This is a genomic window from Rhodopila sp., from assembly GCF_965277165.1.
In the GTDB taxonomy this organism is placed as follows: Bacteria; Pseudomonadota; Alphaproteobacteria; order Acetobacterales; family Acetobacteraceae; genus Rhodopila.
In genome coordinates, this window is the sequence record NZ_CBDICE010000005.1 from 1,656,661 (window position 1) to 1,674,328 (window position 17,668).

General features: G+C 66.4%; 17 protein-coding genes. 11 read left to right on the top strand and 6 right to left on the bottom strand.

Going from position 1 to position 17,668, the window contains the following annotated elements:
• Positions 1 to 54 precede the first annotated feature (54 nt).
• The gene (locus tag ACQY4Y_RS08345; RefSeq protein ID WP_428490085.1) at positions 55 to 231 is read left to right on the top strand and encodes a hypothetical protein; all 177 of its coding nucleotides are present in this window, start codon (positions 55 to 57) and stop codon (positions 229 to 231) included.
• A gap of 369 nt (positions 232 to 600) precedes the next feature.
• Here the strand turns inward: ACQY4Y_RS08345 and cax are convergent, their stop codons facing one another.
• Entirely contained in the window at positions 601 to 1,695 is a 1,095-nt protein-coding gene (cax, locus tag ACQY4Y_RS08350; RefSeq protein ID WP_428490086.1) for a calcium/proton exchanger, read from the bottom strand.
• Positions 1,696 to 1,829: 134 nt separating this feature from the next.
• Between cax and ACQY4Y_RS08355 the strand changes: the two genes are divergently transcribed.
• Together ACQY4Y_RS08355 and ACQY4Y_RS08360 are read left to right on the top strand one after the other, a co-directional pair.
• A complete protein-coding gene (locus ACQY4Y_RS08355) occupies positions 1,830 to 3,170 on the top strand; it encodes a DUF2254 domain-containing protein (protein WP_428490087.1) in 1,341 nt (446 codons plus the stop codon).
• Between the two features lie 304 nt (positions 3,171 to 3,474).
• Positions 3,475 to 3,867 carry a RidA family protein gene (locus ACQY4Y_RS08360; protein ID WP_428490088.1) on the top strand — a complete coding sequence of 131 codons (393 nt, stop codon included), beginning with the start codon at positions 3,475 to 3,477 and terminating at the stop codon, positions 3,865 to 3,867.
• A gap of 19 nt (positions 3,868 to 3,886) precedes the next feature.
• On the opposite strand, the gene ACQY4Y_RS08365 is transcribed toward ACQY4Y_RS08360, so the two are convergent.
• From ACQY4Y_RS08365 to queC, 3 genes are all read right to left on the bottom strand, one after another.
• Positions 3,887 to 4,870: an NAD(P)-dependent oxidoreductase gene (locus ACQY4Y_RS08365; RefSeq protein ID WP_428490089.1), complete on the bottom strand. Its 984-nt coding sequence runs from the start codon at positions 4,868 to 4,870 to the stop codon at positions 3,887 to 3,889.
• Positions 4,871 to 4,877: 7 nt separating this feature from the next.
• Entirely contained in the window at positions 4,878 to 5,246 is a 369-nt protein-coding gene (locus ACQY4Y_RS08370) for a Rap1a/Tai family immunity protein (protein ID WP_428490090.1), read from the bottom strand.
• 151 nt (positions 5,247 to 5,397) lie between these two features.
• A complete protein-coding gene (gene queC, locus ACQY4Y_RS08375) occupies positions 5,398 to 6,162 on the bottom strand; it encodes a 7-cyano-7-deazaguanine synthase QueC (RefSeq protein ID WP_428490091.1) in 765 nt (254 codons plus the stop codon).
• Between the two features lie 63 nt (positions 6,163 to 6,225).
• Between queC and ACQY4Y_RS08380 the strand changes: the two genes are divergently transcribed.
• From ACQY4Y_RS08380 to ACQY4Y_RS08395, 4 genes are all read left to right on the top strand, one after another.
• Positions 6,226 to 7,044, top strand: coding sequence for a HesA/MoeB/ThiF family protein (locus tag ACQY4Y_RS08380; protein WP_428490092.1), 819 nt, complete (start codon positions 6,226 to 6,228; stop codon positions 7,042 to 7,044).
• Positions 7,034 to 7,417, top strand: a complete 384-nt coding sequence (locus ACQY4Y_RS08385; RefSeq protein ID WP_428490093.1) for a DsrE/DsrF/DrsH-like family protein — start codon at positions 7,034 to 7,036, stop codon at positions 7,415 to 7,417. Before ACQY4Y_RS08380 ends, ACQY4Y_RS08385 begins: the two co-directional genes overlap by 11 nt.
• 55 nt (positions 7,418 to 7,472) lie before the next feature.
• Complete coding sequence (locus ACQY4Y_RS08390; RefSeq protein ID WP_428490094.1) at positions 7,473 to 8,387, top strand: SH3 domain-containing protein; 915 nt, start codon at positions 7,473 to 7,475, stop codon at positions 8,385 to 8,387.
• 175 nt (positions 8,388 to 8,562) lie between these two features.
• The gene (locus tag ACQY4Y_RS08395; protein WP_428490095.1) at positions 8,563 to 9,033 is read left to right on the top strand and encodes a hypothetical protein; all 471 of its coding nucleotides are present in this window, start codon (positions 8,563 to 8,565) and stop codon (positions 9,031 to 9,033) included.
• Positions 9,034 to 9,084: 51 nt separating this feature from the next.
• Here the strand turns inward: ACQY4Y_RS08395 and ACQY4Y_RS08400 are convergent, their stop codons facing one another.
• Positions 9,085 to 10,362 carry an ABC transporter substrate-binding protein gene (locus tag ACQY4Y_RS08400; RefSeq protein ID WP_428490096.1) on the bottom strand — a complete coding sequence of 426 codons (1,278 nt, stop codon included), beginning with the start codon at positions 10,360 to 10,362 and terminating at the stop codon, positions 9,085 to 9,087.
• Positions 10,363 to 10,669: 307 nt separating this feature from the next.
• On the opposite strand from ACQY4Y_RS08400, the gene ACQY4Y_RS08405 reads away from it, so the two are divergent.
• Positions 10,670 to 12,319, top strand: coding sequence for a GMC family oxidoreductase (locus ACQY4Y_RS08405; RefSeq protein ID WP_428490097.1), 1,650 nt, complete (start codon positions 10,670 to 10,672; stop codon positions 12,317 to 12,319).
• Positions 12,320 to 12,366: 47 nt separating this feature from the next.
• Entirely contained in the window at positions 12,367 to 13,989 is a 1,623-nt protein-coding gene (locus ACQY4Y_RS08410; protein WP_428490098.1) for a GMC family oxidoreductase, read from the top strand.
• 129 nt (positions 13,990 to 14,118) lie between these two features.
• On the opposite strand, the gene ACQY4Y_RS08415 is transcribed toward ACQY4Y_RS08410, so the two are convergent.
• On the bottom strand, positions 14,119 to 14,826 hold the full coding sequence (locus tag ACQY4Y_RS08415) for a 2OG-Fe(II) oxygenase (protein ID WP_428490099.1): 708 nt from the start codon (positions 14,824 to 14,826) through the stop codon (positions 14,119 to 14,121).
• Positions 14,827 to 14,930: 104 nt separating this feature from the next.
• On the opposite strand from ACQY4Y_RS08415, the gene ACQY4Y_RS08420 reads away from it, so the two are divergent.
• Together ACQY4Y_RS08420 and glgX are read left to right on the top strand one after the other, a co-directional pair.
• Positions 14,931 to 15,161, top strand: coding sequence for a CsbD family protein (locus ACQY4Y_RS08420; protein WP_428490100.1), 231 nt, complete (start codon positions 14,931 to 14,933; stop codon positions 15,159 to 15,161).
• Positions 15,162 to 15,302: 141 nt separating this feature from the next.
• Positions 15,303 to 17,567 (top strand): glycogen debranching protein GlgX, encoded by a 2,265-nt coding sequence (glgX, locus tag ACQY4Y_RS08425; protein ID WP_428490101.1) that lies wholly within the window; start codon positions 15,303 to 15,305, stop codon positions 17,565 to 17,567.
• The last annotated feature ends 101 nt before the right edge of the window (positions 17,568 to 17,668 follow it).

Consider the following 17,668-nt stretch of genomic DNA (forward strand, 5'->3'; position numbering starts at 1 on the left):
GGCGCGCGACTGGATTACCGCGCCGCCGCGATCGTCTCCCGCCGCGACAAACACGTGATCAACCTGTTCGCGTTCGTCTCGGCCGATCGGTCCGACGCGGCGCCGAAACTGCAAACCCGCGATGGCTTCAATATCGTCCGCTGGCGAATCGGCGGCCTCACCTACATCGCCGTGTCCGACCTCGAGCCGGCGCAGCTTCTCGCCTTCGTGCGACTGGTCGGAGCCGCGTAGAGCAGTGCCGCGCTGCGCGAAAGGCTGACACGAGAGTAACGACCGCGCGGCCCATAATCCTTATTCCACCGCATCGCCTCTGCCATGGCCCGGTAGTCGTACACCCCGATACCAAACGCGCCGCGGCGAAACATCATGCCCCACCGCGTTCGACCGTGGGTAAACGGAAGCTCCCCCATCCGCTCGCGCGGCGAATAATCCACGATCCGGTCGAACGGCTTCAGACGATCGAGCGCCGCGCGCCTGCCATGATGAAGCTGGGCAAAGCCGCCCGCTACCGCCGCTCGCACATGATCCCGGCTTGCCGCGCCGATCCAGCAGGCGTCCCCGACATCCCCTTGTAGACGAGAGACGGCGAACGCCTTGTCATCACGCGAAGAAGAACGCCACCCCAAGCACGACATAGACCCCCACCAGCAGCACACCCTCGAACCATGTCGTCTCGCCGTCTCCGGCGATTGTGTTGACGATGAACGCGGCGCCGGCGATGGCGAACAGGTCCAACGGGTTCTTGAACACCAATGTCAGCGGCATGCCGATCAGCCAGGACAGAATCACGAGCAGCGGCGCCACCACCAGAGCCATCTGGATGGCGGACCCGATGCATATGGTCATCACCAGCCCCATCCGATCCTGCCGCGCGAACCACACCGCCGAAAACAGATCGGCAATGGTTCCCACCAGCGCCAGTACGATCACCCCCACGAAGGTCGGCGACAGTCCCAAGGTGCGTGCCGCCTCGGCCAGTGAGCCCGAGATCAGCTCGCTTTCCAGCGCCGCCGCGACGGTCGCCGCCGCCAGCACCCCCAGGCACGGCCACAGCCCCCAGGCGTCGCCCGCATCGGGCTCTTCGCCACTGGCAAAGACGTCACGGTGCGTCACCAGCGTATAGGCCAGGTTGGCGCAGTACAGCACCAGCAGCACACCAGACACCGCGAGGCTCAACCACTCCTCGCTGACCCCAACATCGCCGCTATGAGTGACCCGGCGCGCGGTGAAGTCGAAGACCGCGGGCAGCAGCAGCGCGATCACCACCAGGATCAACAGGCTCGACAGCAGCCCGGCCCGCTCCCGCTTGAACGTCTGCCGCTCCCGCGTCGCGCCGCCAACCACGATCGCCAGGCCGAGCCCCAGCAGGCTGGTGCCAATGATCGATCCGGTGATCTGAGCATGCACCACATCCGCCTGACCCTGCGCCAGGACGAACAGCGCCAGCAGCAGCTCCGCCACGCTGCCCAGGCTGACCGACAGCAGGCCCCCCACCGCCGATCCGGTATGCGTGGCAAGCTGCTCGGTTGCCGCGCGGATCCAGTCGGCCAGCACGCCCACGCCCACCGCCCCGGTCACGAAAATCCAGATCGGCGCCACCCCCAGCCCATAGTGCAGCACCGGTGCCACCGGCACCAACCCCAACAGCGCCAGCCGTATCATGGTGCCGCTGCTCACTGCCCCCGTGCGCCGCATCGAACCGCTCCCGGTATTGCTCATGGTCCGCCTGTGGTAGGCGGGATCAAGCATCACGCCGGTTGCGAGCATGGCAACCCGGTCACCCGATCTTGCCGTTCGTGCCAACCTCGCCTGCCGTGATTGGATGCCTTGTGCAAGCACATCTTCGTAAATTGCTCAGCGATATTGGCGAAAAGTTCTGGCTGTTGCCGGCCGCGATGGTCGTGGCCGGTATCCTGCTTGCGGTTGGCCTGATCGACCTGGACCGCAGCGGCCTCGTGCCGGCCTGGTTGATCCAGAGCCCCTGGCTTTACAACGGAGGCGGCACCGGCGCGCGAACCCTGCTCGGCGCCGTGGCCTCGTCAACCATCGGCGTCGCCGGCACGGTGTTCTCCATCACCATCGCAGCCCTGTCGCTCGCCGCCGGGCAGATGGGGCCACGACTGCTGCGCAATTTCACCCGAGACCGTGGCAACCAATTCACGCTCGGCGCCTTTCTCGCAACCTTCTGCTTCGCGCTGATGGTGCTGCGAAGCGTGCGGACCGAAAGCGAGGGGGCATTCGTCCCGCACGTATCGCTAAGCGTCAGCATCCTGCTGGCGTTCGTATGCGTCGGCACCCTGGTGTTCTTCGTCGGCCACATGGCTGGGCGCATCAACGTTGACACGGTCATCGAGCTGGTCAGTGAGGACGTCCGTTCAGCGATCCAGCGATTGACCTTCGACCAGCCGCAACCCCAGGCACCCACCGCCGACATCTGGGACGAACCCCAGGAAAGTATCGTATCGGTCGTCGATGACCGGCGCGGCTACCTGCAGCAACTGCACCCCGAAGGGCTGGCCGATTGGGCAGCGGAGCAGGGAACCACGCTGCGACTGTTGGTGCGTCCCGGCGACTACGTTTTTCCCGGCACGCCGATCGCTGAGATGACCCCAGCGATCGACGGCGCCGACGCCGCAATCCGCGCCGCGACGGCCCTGGGACCCACCCGGGTGAGCTCGGTCGATCTGGAGTTCGCCATCCGCCAACTCGTCGAGGTCGCCGTCCGAGCCTTGTCGCCGGGAATCAACGACCCGCATACCGCGATCGCGGTGCTGGATCGTTTGGGCGCCGCGCTATGCGACATCGCGCCGGTCCACCTGGCCTCCGGGATATCGTTGCGCCATGGCCGGGTCGTTCTGGTCATCCCCGCGGTCGATTACGACGGCCTGGCGGACGGCATGTTCCACATGATCCGCCAGAACGCCACCGGCAGCACCGCGGTGCTGCTGCGAATATTGGAGGTGCTGACCGCGGTGACCGGCTGCGAGCAGGCTCCCGCCCGAGTAGCGACGCTGCGTCGCCATGCCGATCTGGTGCTGGCCGATGCAGAGCGCGAGGTCGGCAACCAGGGCGACCTGGCCGACCTCCGCCAGCGCCACGCCGCCTTCGAGGCGAGCCGACAGCGCCGTCATTTGGCACCCATCGCCGATAGCGACCTTCCCTCCAGGTAAACGTCAGGCCCTCCCGGGCGGCCCGATTTTGCGATGACGGCCAGCGATCAGCTACAACCGACCGACCCTAGTCTGGACCGGCCACGGCGGGCCTTCTATCCAAGTAGCCGCCGCTCAGGAGCGGCCAAGCCGTTAGTGTCCTGCGCTGGAAGTTCGGCGCAGTATGCGGCGAACGCATGGGATGAGCAGGCCGCTGAAAACAAGGCGCCAGGCTCGCGAGGCCGAGTTTCGCCTGATAGGGCCAACTTCGGACTCCGAACACCAGGACCACGCACGACTCCACCACGCAAACCAGGAGCAACCGATGCCAAAACTCTCACCCTATGCCGCGCCGGGCGTTTACGACCCACCGATCTACGCCCAGGCGCTCAAAGTCGAGGATGCGCGGACCTTGCTGTTCATCGCCGGCCAGGTCGATTACGACGCCAACGGCAGCTGCGCCCATCCCGGCGACTTCAAGGCGCAGGCACATGCCGCACTCGCAGCCCTGAAGGCGCAAATCGAGGCCGGCGGCGGCTCGCTCGCCAACGTCGTCAAAGTCACGACCTACGTCACAGACATGCGCTACCGCGCCGATTACGGGCCCATCCGCGGCGAGTTCTTCGGCCCGAAAATGCCGCCACACACACTGATCGGCGTGGCGTCGCTGGCAGCGCCGGAATTCCTGATCGAAATCGAGGCGATCGCGGCGTTGTAGACTGAGCGCCGCCCCGTTCCTAACTCATCCGCTGCTCCGGCGTCAGCACGAAACGCGGCGTCTCCCCGGCCAGCGCGCGGCGGATATTCGCCACCGCCCGACGCAGCGCAATCTCGGTCATGCCCGGGACCGAGGCGGAGTTGTGCGGCGACCCGATCACGTTGGGCAGCGACATGAACGGATGATCCATGCGGAACTCGCCATGCCGCACCGGTTCGGTCCACCAGGCATCGATACACGCCCAGAACGCGGGATGCGCCTGCAAATGGGCAAACAATGCAGCCTGCTGAACGATCTCGCCGCGAGCCAGGTTGACCAGGATGGCGCCCGGCTTCATCAGCCCCAGTTCACGCGCGCCGATCAGGTCCTTGGTCGCGGGCGTCAGCGGCGTGCTGATGACCAGCACGTCGGCCGCCCGCAGCAGCAAATCCAGATCCGCCAGCGACCCGATCCAGTCGGTCGCCTCGTCCGACTGACCGCGGCGGTTGATCGCATGGATCTCCATCCCCAGCGCCCGCATCAGCCGCGCGGTGGCGACCCCGATGCCGCCAAACCCCAGGATGCCGCAGACCTGCCCCGCCAGGGTGCGGTTGCGAGTAAACTGGTTGAACTCGCCCCGCCCCAGCGCGGCATGTTCGGTCAGCAGCCGCTTGCTGGCCGCCAGCACCATCGCCAGCCCGTGCTCCGCCATTGGTTCGGCATAGGCGCCGCCGTTGCCGGCGACCGCGATGCCGGCGGGAAGCGCATGCAGCGGCACGAAGTCGATGCCCGCGGTGATGAACTGCACCAGCCGTGCCGACCGGATCTGCCCCGCCTCATGCGGGCGCAAATCCTTGCCGGTGTCGCGCGCCAGAAGGGCGGCGGCCTCGCGCAGCGCCGAGACGCGGCCCGCATCGTCAAGGTCGCTGAGCCACACCGGCCAAGCCATGTCCCCCAGCGCCTCGGCGACGACGGCGCGGTGCGGTGCACGCAGGTCGAAGGTGACCGCGACGGTGTCGGTCATGCCAACCCTACTTGCACGGGTACCGCTCGGCCAGGAACTTGAACAACCCCTCATCGGACGGCATCGAGCGACGATCGGGCATCGCCCGGACCCAGCTCACGAACTGATGCATCGTCTCCTCCCGCGTCGGAGACGGGTGCGGAAAACAGAACAGTTTATGCTCCCCGGCATGGTGCATCTCGACGTCGATCGCGCCCTGGGCGAAGCCCTCGCAGAAATTGATCCTGGCGTCCGCCGCCGGCTCTCTGGGGTTGGCGGCGCAGGTGTCGGCCAACTCCCCGGCGGTCGCGGTGCGGATCGTGATCCCCTCGGCCGCCCAGGCACCTGACACCGCTACGCCCGAGGCCAGCAGGGCGGCGGCCAGAACTGTCTTCATCAAAATCTCCCGTCAGCTAAATCCACGCCAAGCCGCCGATCGGAGCATGATCGCGGCTTGGGCGGAATGTCCAAGGCGCCAGAATCATACGACAAAACAAACCAGTTCAGCATGTGCAGCAATGCTGAACTGGTCTAGCGTCCGCTATCCGCTATCCGCTATCCGCTATCCACCGCCGCCAGCCCTGGGCTCGCAGCAGGCAGGCCGGGCACGTCCCGCATCCGAAGCCCCATTCGTGGCGGTTGGTGCGATCACCCAGATAGCAGGTATGGCTGCTCTCGCGAATGACCCCCACCAGCCGATCGCCACCCAACTCGAACGCCAACGCCCAGGTCGCCGCCTTGTCGCGCCACATCAGCGGAGTCTCCAGCACGAAGCGCCGCTGCATGCCCAGGTTCAGCGCCAACTGCATCGCCTTCACCGTGTCGTCGCGGCAATCCGGATAGCCGGAATAGTCGGTCTCGCACACCCCGGCGACGATCCGGCGCAGCCCGCGGCGATAGGCGATCGCGGCGGCGCAGGTCAGGAACAGCAGGTTGCGCCCGGGCACGAAGGTATTCGGCAGGCCGCCCTGGTCCATCTCGATTGCCACGTCCGCGGTCATCGCCGTCTGCCCAAGCCCGGCAATCGTTGCCGTCAGTTCCACCACGTGATCGGCCCCCAGCCCAGGCGATGCCAGCGCCGTCCGGATCGGCTCGCGGCATGCCAGTTCCACGGCATGGCGCTGGCCATAGCGAAAGCCGACGGTTTCCACCAAATCGTAGCGAGCCAGCGCCCAAGCCAGGCAGGTGGCGGAATCCTGTCCGCCGGAAAACAGCACCAGCGCCGCGTCCCCCGCCTCCCTGGATTCGGCTCCGCTGGGCCCGGTCAGGTTGCTTTGGGTCTGGCCGATTTCGGTCTGGCTCGGTTGCGCCATCGGCCGCGTACTCCTTTCAAGGTCCCCTGTCATCCGCCGTCCCGTCACACTATCATCTGCACCATGGACCTCGAATTCAGCGAAAACGAAATCCAGCGCTTTTCCCGCCACATTCTGCTGCGGGAGGTCGGCGGCACCGGCCAGGCCAGGCTGAAGGCGGCCCGCGTGCTGGTGGTCGGCGCCGGCGGCCTGGGCTCGCCCCTCATGCTCTATTTGGCCGCCGCCGGGATCGGCACCATCGGCGTGATCGACGACGACGTGGTCGACCTGTCCAACCTGCAGCGCCAGGTCGCCCATACCACCGACCGCATCGGCATGCCAAAGGTCGCCTCGGCGACCCAGGCCGCCCGCGCGATCAACCCCGATGTTAACGTCGAGGCCCACGCCGCCCGCCTGTCCGCCGACAACGCGCTGGACATGATCGGCCGCTACGACATCGTCTGCGACGGCACCGACAACTTCGCCACCCGCTTCCTGGTCGCCGACGCCTGCGTGCTGGCCAAACGCACCCTGGTGTCCGCCGCCGTGCTGCGCTTCGAGGGTCAGCTCTCGGTATTCAAGCCGCACGCCGGCGGCCCGTGCTACCGCTGCCTCTACGCCGAACCCCCGCCGCCCGGCACCGTGCCGACCTGCAGCGAGGCCGGAGTGCTGGGCGTGGTCACCGGGGTGATGGGCACGCTGCAGGCAACCGAGGTGCTGAAGGAAATCCTCGGCATCGGCGACACCCTGTCCGGCCGCCTGCTGGTCTGGGACGCCCTGTCAGCGAAATTCCGCGACATCAAGCTGCGGCCGGATCCATCCTGCGCCCTGTGCGGCCCGCAAGCGACCATCAAGAACCTCACCGCCCACCGCCCCCCGGACGGATCCAGCCGTGCCGGCTGATGCCGCGCTCGGCGTGCTGCTGCTGTCCGGATCGCACGACCGGGCGCACTACGCCTTCGTCGCCGCCGCCGCCGCCGCCGCGCTCGGCCGCGACGTCGTGCTGTTCGCCACCAACCGCGGCTGCCTGGCACTGTGCCGCGATTGGTCCGCGCTGCACGATGCCGACCGCGATGCCCGCATCGAGGCCAACGGCGTCGCCAGCCTCAACACCCTGCGCGACGCCTGCGTCCAACTCGGCGTGCGGATGATCGCCTGCGAGGCCGGCCTGCGCGCCGAGGCGATCGACCCGTCCCTGCTCTTGCCCGAGGTCGAGGTCGCCGGGGTCGCCACCTTCCTGTCCGCCGTCGGCGCCGCAACCGTGATCACGATCTGACCCGTGCGGATGGTTACGCTTGACTCGATTCGACCGCGCTTGGCAGGGAGGGCAAATGCGTTATCCCGCTCGGGTTGTGTTGGCGCTGGCCTCGGTGATCATCGCGGCCGGCGGCTGGGGCGTCGGCGCTTCAACCGGCGCGAAACGCGATTTCTCGTGGCGCATTGGCAAGGCCTTGGCGCAACCGGCACCCGCGTCCGGCACGCTGCGGCTACCTTCCCAGCACGAACCGCCCCAGCACGCATCGCGAGTGCGCGAAGCACCCGTGAAACCACCCGCCGCGGCGCCGCGCAAACCGGTCCATGTCGTCGCTGGCAATGCGGCCAAACCACCGGTGGTGGCGCCGCACGGGCCGCTGCATCCGCATCGCCCGAGCGCCTCGCCCGCCGGCAAACCCGCCCCGCCCGCGGCCGCGGCGGCAGTACCCGCGCCAGCGCCAATACCCGTGCCAGCGCGAGTACCCGCTCCAGGGCCGCAGCCCCAACCATCCGCCGAGACTAGGACCACCGTACCCGACAAGCTGCCGGACCCCGAGAAGCCCGAGGACGCCGCCGCCAAACTGCCGCGCTTCGCATCGCTGCGCTCCGATGACGTCAACATGCGGGCCGGCCCCGGCACTCGCTACCGCATCGATTGGGTCTACAAGCGACGCGACCTTCCGGTGGAGATCGAGCGCGAATTCGAAGTCTGGCGCTGGGTGCGCGATGCCGACGGCATCCAAGGCTGGGTGCACGGAGCCACCCTGATGGGGCGCCGCAGTTTCATCGTGCAAAAAGCCGATGCCACGCTGCGGTCGCAGGCAAGCGACAGCGCCAAGCCGGTCGCCATCCTCAAGCCGGGGGTGATCGGCCGCATCCGGACCTGCGAGGCCGCCTCGGACTGGTGCAACGTTCAGGCCGGGTCCTATCGCGGTTTCCTGCGGCGGGACCAATTCTGGGGCACCTTGCCCAATGAGGCGGTCGCTCCGTGATGACAACCGTTTTAAGATCGTGTATAACGGGGCGAAATTAACGATCATTCACGGCAAAATGCCGAAATTCGACGCGGAACTACTCCTGGCGTGGCTAGCGAAACGTTAACACATTCACCAGAATGTGATCGTCCGCCCAGCCAAACGCCGGGTCCGCTCGAACAAGGCAGAAGTCATGAACATGCTCGCCCCGGGGAATTTATCTTTAGATGCCAACGTCGTCGAGATGATGACCAGCGCTCGGCCGGGCGTCGTTGTAGTGGTCAGCGACGATCCGGCAACCATCGCCTGCCTCGCTCCTGTCTGCGACTTCCTCGACCTCGGAATGGAAGTCGTTTCAGCCGGAACCGATCTGGCACAGGTACTGCGCGAACACCGCCCGATGGCGGTGATCGGATCGGTCGACGGGCATCAACAGGACGGCTTCCACACCATGAAGGTCATCGCCCGCTACAATCGTGAATTGCCGATCATGCTGCTGACCGAGGGCGATCCGGTGCTGATGGGCGCGGCCGACGCGGTGCAGGACCTTTGGGGCCTGACGTCGGTGACCCGCACCAGCGGCTTTCCGGTGGCCGGCCAATTGATGGCGTTCCTGTTCGATGCCGGCCGCCGCGCCGGTTGCCTGCGGCTGGTGCCGATCTGATACCCCCGGCACTCGGGGTCGCCCGCCAGACCCCGCTCAGCCAAACCCTACTCAGGCGGCAATGAACTCGTTCCATTTCTGAACCATGTAGCGATCCTGGTCCATCACCGAATTCCAGCATGCGACGTGGCTCATTCGCTCGGTGAACGACCCGCCATCGCGCACCGCGCCAGCTTGCTCCATGACCTTGCCCTCCGGGCTCAGGATGTCCTTCTGCGCCGGTTTGCCTTCCATCCAATAGCCCCACTCGTCCGCCGTCATGAACTTCTTCGCCGTCTCCGGCACCGCGCTGTAGTAACCTTGGCGGTTCAGATAGGCACCGACCCAGCCGGATAGATACCAGTTGATGTATTCATAGGCGGCCTCCAACTCCAACCCGCTCAGGTGCTTCGCCATGCCAAGCCCGCCCGCCCAGGCGCGGTAGCCCTCGGCCAGCGGCTGGTATTTGCAGGCGATGCCCTTCGACCGCACCGCCGCCACCGCCGGCGACCACATCGACTGGATCACCACCTCGCCCGATGCCATCAGGTTCACGCTCTCATCGAAGCTCTTCCAGAACGCGCGGAACTGCCCCGCCGTCTTGGTCTCGATCAGGAACGCCACCGTCTTGTCGATCTCCGGCCGCGTCATGTTGCCCTTGTCGCCGTATTTGATCCGCCCGAGCGATTCCATGACCATCGCGGCGTCCATGATGCCGATGGACGGGATGTTCATGATCGAGGTCTTGTGCCGGAACGCCGGATCGACAAGGTCCCTCCAATTCTTGATCGGCCGCCCCACCAGATCGGGCCGGATGCCCAGCGTGTCGGCGTTGTAGATGGTGGGAATCAGCGTCATCCATCGGGTCCGGCCCTTGGCGAAGCTCTTGGCGCTCGGCCCGTCCACATAGCCCACCGAATACGGCGTGGTGCCCTGGCCCGGCGGCGTCTCCGGCGTTAGCCGGCCCGTGGTGAAGATCGGCACGATCTGGTCCACCAGCTTGATCTTGTTGGCATCCATCGGCTGCATCACGCCGGTCGGGAACACCTTCTTGATGGAAAAATATTCGATGTCGGCAATGTCGTAGGACCGCGGCTGGGTCACCGCCTTCTGCGTCACCGCGTCGGTATCCAGCGCCGTCATGGTCAGCGTGAAGCCCAGATCCTGCTTCACCTTCACCGCCACCGCATTCAGGTTCGAAACGCCGGTGCCGAACTGGCGCAGGGTGATGTTCTTGATGTTCTGCGCCCAGATCGTCGGAAACCCGCCGATGGCGCCGCTACCCGCGGCAATGCCGGCGCCCGCCAGAATCGAACGCCGGCCCAACCTGAGTGATCGATTGCTTATCATTCTTGCCGCGCTCCCTTTTCGCTGCTTCCCGCCCGCCATCTTGCGAGCCACCATTTTGTGAGCCGCACTGCATGGACCGTGCCAGCAATGCCGCCTTTGACCGCCTCCAATCGCCCGCCCCTGACCAATTTCCAGGCACATCCGCGTGTCGGCTGCATGTTGCAACGGCAGCGGGCGTCGGCGACGAAACCGCCGCCCCCGACCCAACCCTTGCCGCCAGCTCACCCCCAGACCCAAAATGCCCGTCCAACGGGACACCCCCAACGGGACACCCCCAAAGGGACCCCCCAACGGGACACCAGGAAACATGCCACAGGAAACCTATGACTTCATCGTCGCCGGAGCCGGATCGGCCGGCGCCGTGATCGCCGCCCGGCTATCGGAATCCGGGCGCCATACCGTGCTGCTGCTGGAAGCCGGGCCGCCCGACCGCAATCCCTGGATCCACATACCGCTCGGTTTCACCAAGACCTTCACCAATCCCGCGGTGAACTGGAAGTTCGAAAGCGCCCCGCAGCCCCAGCTCGGCAACCGCCGGCTCTATCTGCCCCGAGGCAAGACGCTGGGCGGCACCAGCTCGATCAACGGCATGGTCTACATCCGCGGCAACCACGCCGACTACGATGAATGGCGCCAGCGCGGCTGCGTCGGCTGGGACTGGGACTCCGTGCTGCCGTACTTCCGCAAGGCGCAAAACCAGGCCCGCGGCGCCAGCGAGTATCATGGCACCGGCGGCCCGCTGAACGTCTCCGATCAGCCGTACCGGTTCGAGCTGTCCGAGGCCGTGCTGGCGGCGTGCGAGCAGGCCGGCATTCCCCGCAACCCCGACTTCAACGGCGCCCAGCAGGAAGGCTGCGGCTATTATCAGACCACCACCGCCAACCGACGCCGCTGGAGCACCGCCAAGGCCTACCTCGACCCCGCCCGCGCACGCCCCAACCTGACCATCCGCACCGGCGCCCACGCCACCAGGATCGTGCTGACCGGCGCCCGCGCCACCGGGATCGAGTATGCCTCCCCCGCCGGACCGCAATCCGCCGCCGCCCGGCTCGAGGTCGTGGTCTGCGGCGGCACCTACGGTTCGCCGCAACTGCTGATGCTGTCAGGCCTCGGCCCGGCCCAGCACCTGCAGGATATCGGCGTCCCGGTGCTGCGCGATATGCCCGCCGTGGGGTCCAACCTGCACGATCATTTCAACACCTACATGAGCTGGCGCTGCACCCGGCCGATTACCCTGAACGACCTGGAGAACTCCTGGCCGCGCAAGATCGCCGCCGGCATCCGCTACGGGCTGTTCCGCTCTGGCCCGATGGCCAGCAACGGCATCCACGCCGGCCTGTTCACCCGCTCCGATCCGCGACTCGAACGCCCCGACCTGCAGATCAACCTGCTGGAATGGAGCACGCTGGAGCGCACCAAGGACCGCGTCATCCCGCACCGCTTCCCCGGCTTCACCCTCAGCCCGGTGCACCTCAAACCCGATGGCCGAGGCACTGTGCGGCTCGCCACCCCCGATCCGCTGGCGCCCCCGGCCATCCTGTTCGACTTCCTGCGCACCGAATACGACATGCGTGCCGCCATCACCGGCATCCGGCTGGCGCGCCGCATCGCCGAACAGGCCGCCCTGCGCGACTACGTGGCGGCCGAGATCGCCCCCGGCCCGCTGGTCACGTCGGATGCCGAAATCGAAAGCTTCGTGCGCCAGACCGGCATTTCCAACCATCATCCCAGCAGCACCTGCGCCATGGGCACCGGCACCAATTCCGTGGTCGACCCCAGGCTGCGGGTCCACGGCATCGCTGGCTTGCGCGTGGCCGACGCCTCGATCATGCCGTCCGTGGTCGCCGGCAACACCAACGCCCCCAGCATCATGATCGGCGAAAAGGCGGCGGCGATGCTGCTGCAGGACACCCAGGCTGCGGTCGCCCCATCTGGCGCCACCCCGCTGGCCGCGTAAGCTTCGCCGAAACCCCCAGCTTCGCCAACACTTGCGGGAGACCACGCGTGGCCGATACCTACGACTACATCGTCACCGGCGCCGGTTCCGCCGGCTGCGTGCTCGCCGCTCGGCTGACCGAATCCGGACGCCACCGGGTGCTGTTGCTGGAGGCCGGCGGCAAGGACAGCAATTTCTGGATCCATGTCCCGATGGGCTACGCCAAGACCTTCGTCGACCCCAGGGTGAACTGGCAATTCGAATCCGAGCCGGAACAGCAATTGAACGGCCGCACGATGTACCAGCCGCGCGGCAAGGTGCTGGGTGGCACCAGCTCGATCAACGGCATGATCTACATGCGCGGCAACGCCGCCGACTACGACCAGTGGCGCCAGCTCGGCAACCAGGGCTGGGACTACGATTCAGTGCTGCCGTACTTCCGCAAGGCCGAGGACAACGAACGCGGCGCCGACGACTACCACGGTTCAGGCGGCCCGCTGCGGGTCTCCAACCAGCCCTACGAATGGGAAATCGCCAGGCTTTTGCTCACCGCCTGCCAGCAGGCCGGCATCCCGCTCAACCCCGACTTCAACGGTGCCAGCCAGGAAGGCTGCGGCTACTACCAGACCACCACCAAGGATCGCCGCCGCTGGAGCACCGCCGCCGCCTACCTGCGCATCGCCAGGCACCGCCCCAACCTGACCATCGCCACCAACGCCCACGCCACCAGGGTGCTGTTCCAGGGCAGCAGGGCGACCGGCGTCGAATTCCGCACGCAAGCCGGCCCACAGGTCGCGCACGCCGCCCGCGAGGTCATCGTATCCGGCGGCGCCTACGGATCACCGCAATTGCTGCAACTCTCCGGCCTCGGACCGGCAAGCCATCTCGCCGACCTGGGCATCGAGGTGGTGCGCGACATGGCCGGCGTCGGCGCCAACCTGCAGGACCATTTCAATACCTTCTGCACTTATCGCATCTCCCGCGACCTGTCGCTGAACGCGCTGCACTACAGCCTGCCGCACCGCCTGGCCGCCGGCGCCCGCTATCTGTTCCTGCGCTCGGGGCCGATGTCGGGCAACGGCATGTATGTCGGCGCGCTGGTGCGCAGCGACGCCCGGCTCGAGCGCCCGGACCTGCAATTCAACATCTCGGCCTGGAGCACAATCGACCGCACCGCCACCGGGATCGTTTCTCACCCGTTTCCCGGCATCTCGATCAGCCCGGTGCACCTGGCACCGCAAGGTCGCGGCAGCGTCAGGCTGCGCAACGCCGACCCGTTGGCACCCCCCGAGATCCGCTTCAACTTCCTGCGCGACGACAGCGACATGCGGGTCATGATCGCCGGCGTCCGCATCGCCCGCGCCATCGCCCGCAGCCAGGTGTTGCAACAGCTCGTCACCGAGGAAACCGCGCCCGGCGCCGCCACCGAAACCGATGAAGAGATTGCCCAGGACGTGCGCCGGCGCGGCGTCTCCAATCTGCATCCGGTCGGCACCTGCGCCATGGGACAGGGACCGATGGCGGTGGTTGATCCACGCCTTCGCGTGCACGGCATCGCCGGCCTGCGCGTCGTCGACGCTTCGATCATGCCGGTGATCGTCGCCGGCAACACCAACGCCCCAACAATCATGATCGCCGAAAAAGCCGCCGACATGATCCAACAGGACGCCACCACCGCTACCGTATCATGACCCGGCTCTATTGCACCTCGACCGCGCTATATCGCGTCATGCCGGCTGCTCACCGTGTCACGTCGGGCTTGGTTCGGCCACCCGCTGCTTGGCTTCCGAACCACGCACTCGCCCCCTGGCGCGCACCCCTCACGCCGCGTCGTGAAAGATCAGCCCCAGCGTGTGCCGCCGCCCGGAATGAACCCGGCTCACCCCGTGCCGCATGGTCAACCGATACGGCCCCCGAACCCCAACCCCCGGTCTGTGGTGCACCGGGAAGATCACCGCCTCGCCCTGCCGCAGCGCCACCACCATCGGCCGCGACTGCGCCCGAGGCCGCTGCTCCACCATGATGAACTCGCCGCCGCTGAAATCGGCCCCCGGCTCGCTCAGCAACACCGTCACCTGCAGCGGAAAGACCAGCTCACCGTAAATGTCCTGGTGCAGGCAGTTAAACCCGCCCGCGCCATAGCGCAGCAGCAGCGGTGTCGGACGCGTCTGCCCGGCGGCATGGCACACCGCCAGGAACTGCTCCAGCGAATCGGGAAACCGCTCGGCCTGCCCCAACATCCCGCGCCACTCGTTCGCCACCGCCGCCAGCGGCGGATACAGCGCCGCGCGCAACGCCGCCACGGTGTCCGGCAACGCGTAGCCGAAATACTTGTATTCCCCGGCACCATACGCGTGCTGCTCCATCACCACGCGCTTGCGAAACCGAGCGTCGTCATCATACAGCGCCGCCAGCGCGCGGCACGCACCGGCCGCCAGCAGCGGCCGTGTGGCGTAGCCCTGGGCCGCCAGATCATCGGCCAGGCCGCCGGCATCGAAGGTCTCGGTTGGGCGATCAAAATCTTGCATCCACCCTCCATACCAGCTTTCCGCCGCACCACCTTCCGCTTTGTGCTCTGCAACCTGAACCCGCGTAGGGCGTTACCCACTCTCCGGTAAAGCAGGAGGCTACAATGGACGACCGCATCGAAGGCACGGCACGTGAGTTTGGCGGCCGTGTACAGCAGGCCGCCGGCAACTTGACCGGCGACGGCAAGACCCAGGCGCAGGGCGTATACAACCAGGCATCCGGCCAGGCGCAACAGGCCGCCTCGCAATTCAGCGACGTGGTCAAGGCGCAGCCCATCGTCGCATCGCTGGTCGCATTGGCCATCGGCTATGTGCTCGGCCGCTTGACCGCATAGCACCGAACCGCACCATCAAAGGGGGGGCACACGCCCCCCTTTTTTTGCCCCCCCTTTTTTTGCCCGCCCCCCTTTTTTTGCCCGCCCCACTGCGTTGCCCGCCCATCTGCGTTGCCCGACGACACCAGCCAAGAGGTCCCGATGCCCCCTGCCATCCTGAAGTCGCGCCTCAGCGAAGGCTCCCCCTATCCGCTCGGCGCCACATGGGATGGGTTGGGCGTCAATTTCTCGCTGTTCTCCGCCCACGCCACCAAGGTCGAACTCTGCCTGTTCGATAACAGCGGCACCCAGGAGCTCGAACGGATCGAACTGCCGGAATACACCAACGAGGTCTGGCACGGCTACCTGCCCGACGCCCGCCCCGGCACCACCTACGGCTACCGCGTGCACGGCCCCTACGAACCCGACGCCGGCCATCGCTTCAACCCCAACAAACTGTGCCTCGACCCCTATGCCAAGGCCCATGTCGGCAGCCTGGAATGGAACCCCGCGGTGTTCGGCTACACTATGGGCAAGGATGACCTCACCTTCGACGAACGCGACAGCGCCCGCTTCATGCCGAAATCCCGGGTCATCGATCCGGCCTTCACCTGGGGCCGTGAACGCGCCCCCTCGGTGTCCTGGGACCGCACCATCGTCTACGAGACCCATGTCCGCGGTTACACCAAGCTTCACCCTGCGGTGCCGGAACAACTGCGCGGCACCTACGCCGGCCTCGGCCGCAAGGAAGTCGTCGACTACATCAAGTCGCTCGGCGTCACCTCCGTCGAGCTGCTGCCGATCCATACCTTCGTCAATGACAGTTACCTGCTGGACAAGGGCCTGACCAACTACTGGGGCTACAACTCGATCGGCTTCTTCGCCCCCGACCCACGCTATTCCGCCGTCCCCGACTTCGTGTTTTCCGAATTCAAGGAAATGGTCGCCCGCCTGCACGACGCCGGCCTCGAGGTCATCCTCGACGTGGTCTACAACCACACCGCCGAGGGCAACGAAAACGGCCCGACCCTGTCATTCCGCGGCATCGACAACCTGTCCTATTACCGCCTGATCGCCGACCAGCCGCGCTACTACATCAACGACACCGGCACCGGAAACACCCTCAACATGAGCCATGCGCGGGTGGTGCAGATGGTCACCGACAGCCTGCGCTACTGGGCCACCGAAATGCACGTGGACGGTTTCCGCTTCGACCTCGGCACCATCCTGGCGCGCGAGGATGACGGCTTCAACGAAGCCCACGGCTTCCTGCAAAGCTGCCTGCAGGACCCCGCGCTATCCACCACCAAGCTGATCGCCGAACCCTGGGATATCGGCCCTGGCGGCTATCAGGTTGGACGCTTCCCGCCGGGCTGGGCGGAATGGAACGACAAGTTCCGCGACACCGTGCGGTCATACTGGAAAGGCGATTCCGGCAAGCAGGCGGCGATGGCGACCCGGCTGTCCGCCTCCGCCGACGAATTCGCCCATCGCGGCCGCAAGTCCTGGGCCAGCGTCAACTTCATCACCGCCCACGATGGTTTCACCCTGAACGACCTGGTCTCCTACAACGAAAAACACAACGATGCCAACGGCGAGGACGGGCGCGACGGCCACTCCGACAACCAGTCCTGGAACTGCGGCGCCGAGGGACCGACCGAGGATGCCGAGATCATCGCCCTGCGCGAGCGCCAGAAGCGCAACATGCTGGCCACGTTGCTGCTGGCCCAGGGCACGCCGATGATGCTGGCTGGCGACGAATTCGGCCGCACCCAGGACGGCAACAACAACGCCTACTGCCAGGATAACGATATCAGCTGGGTGAACTGGAATTTTGGCGAAAAGGAAGTCGAACTGGCCGAGTTCGCGCGCCGGGTGATCGTCCTGCGTCAGTCCTTCCCGATCCTGCGCCGCTCGCGCTTCCTCAACGGCGAATACAGCGCCGACCTCGACGTGCGCGATGTGCGCTGGCTGTCGCCTTCCGGCCAGGACATCGAGGATGCGCAATGGGGCGACAGCAACGCCCGCTGCTTCGGCATGCTGCTCGACGGCCGCGCCCAGGCCAGCGGCATCAAGCGCCCGGCGCTGGACGCCACCGCGCTGCTGGTGCTCAACGCGCATCATGACGTGGTCAACTTCGCCCTGCCCGAGGTCGTCGGCGGCAAGCTCTGGCGCTGCCTGCTCGACACCAACAATCCCGACAACGGCAGCGACGAATCCTTTCAGACAGGTGAAACCTACGAGATCACCGGTCGCTCCCTGGTCCTTTTCGTTCTTGAACCGGAAAGTCAGCGATCGGTCGCTTTGCGCCGTGCGATCGAGGGTTTCCGCCAAATGGCCGAGCGTCCGATCCCGATGGCAACGCCGGAAGCCGGCCCGGAAGCCGAACGAGCTCTCTCGGACGGCTCCGAGGTAACGCCTCCGTGATTCTCGTCGAACGGGTTTGCCGCGCTATGGTGCGTGGGCGCCACAGACCAAGTCCGGCACCCGCCAAGTCTGGAACACGTCAAGCCCGCCACGAGTCCATT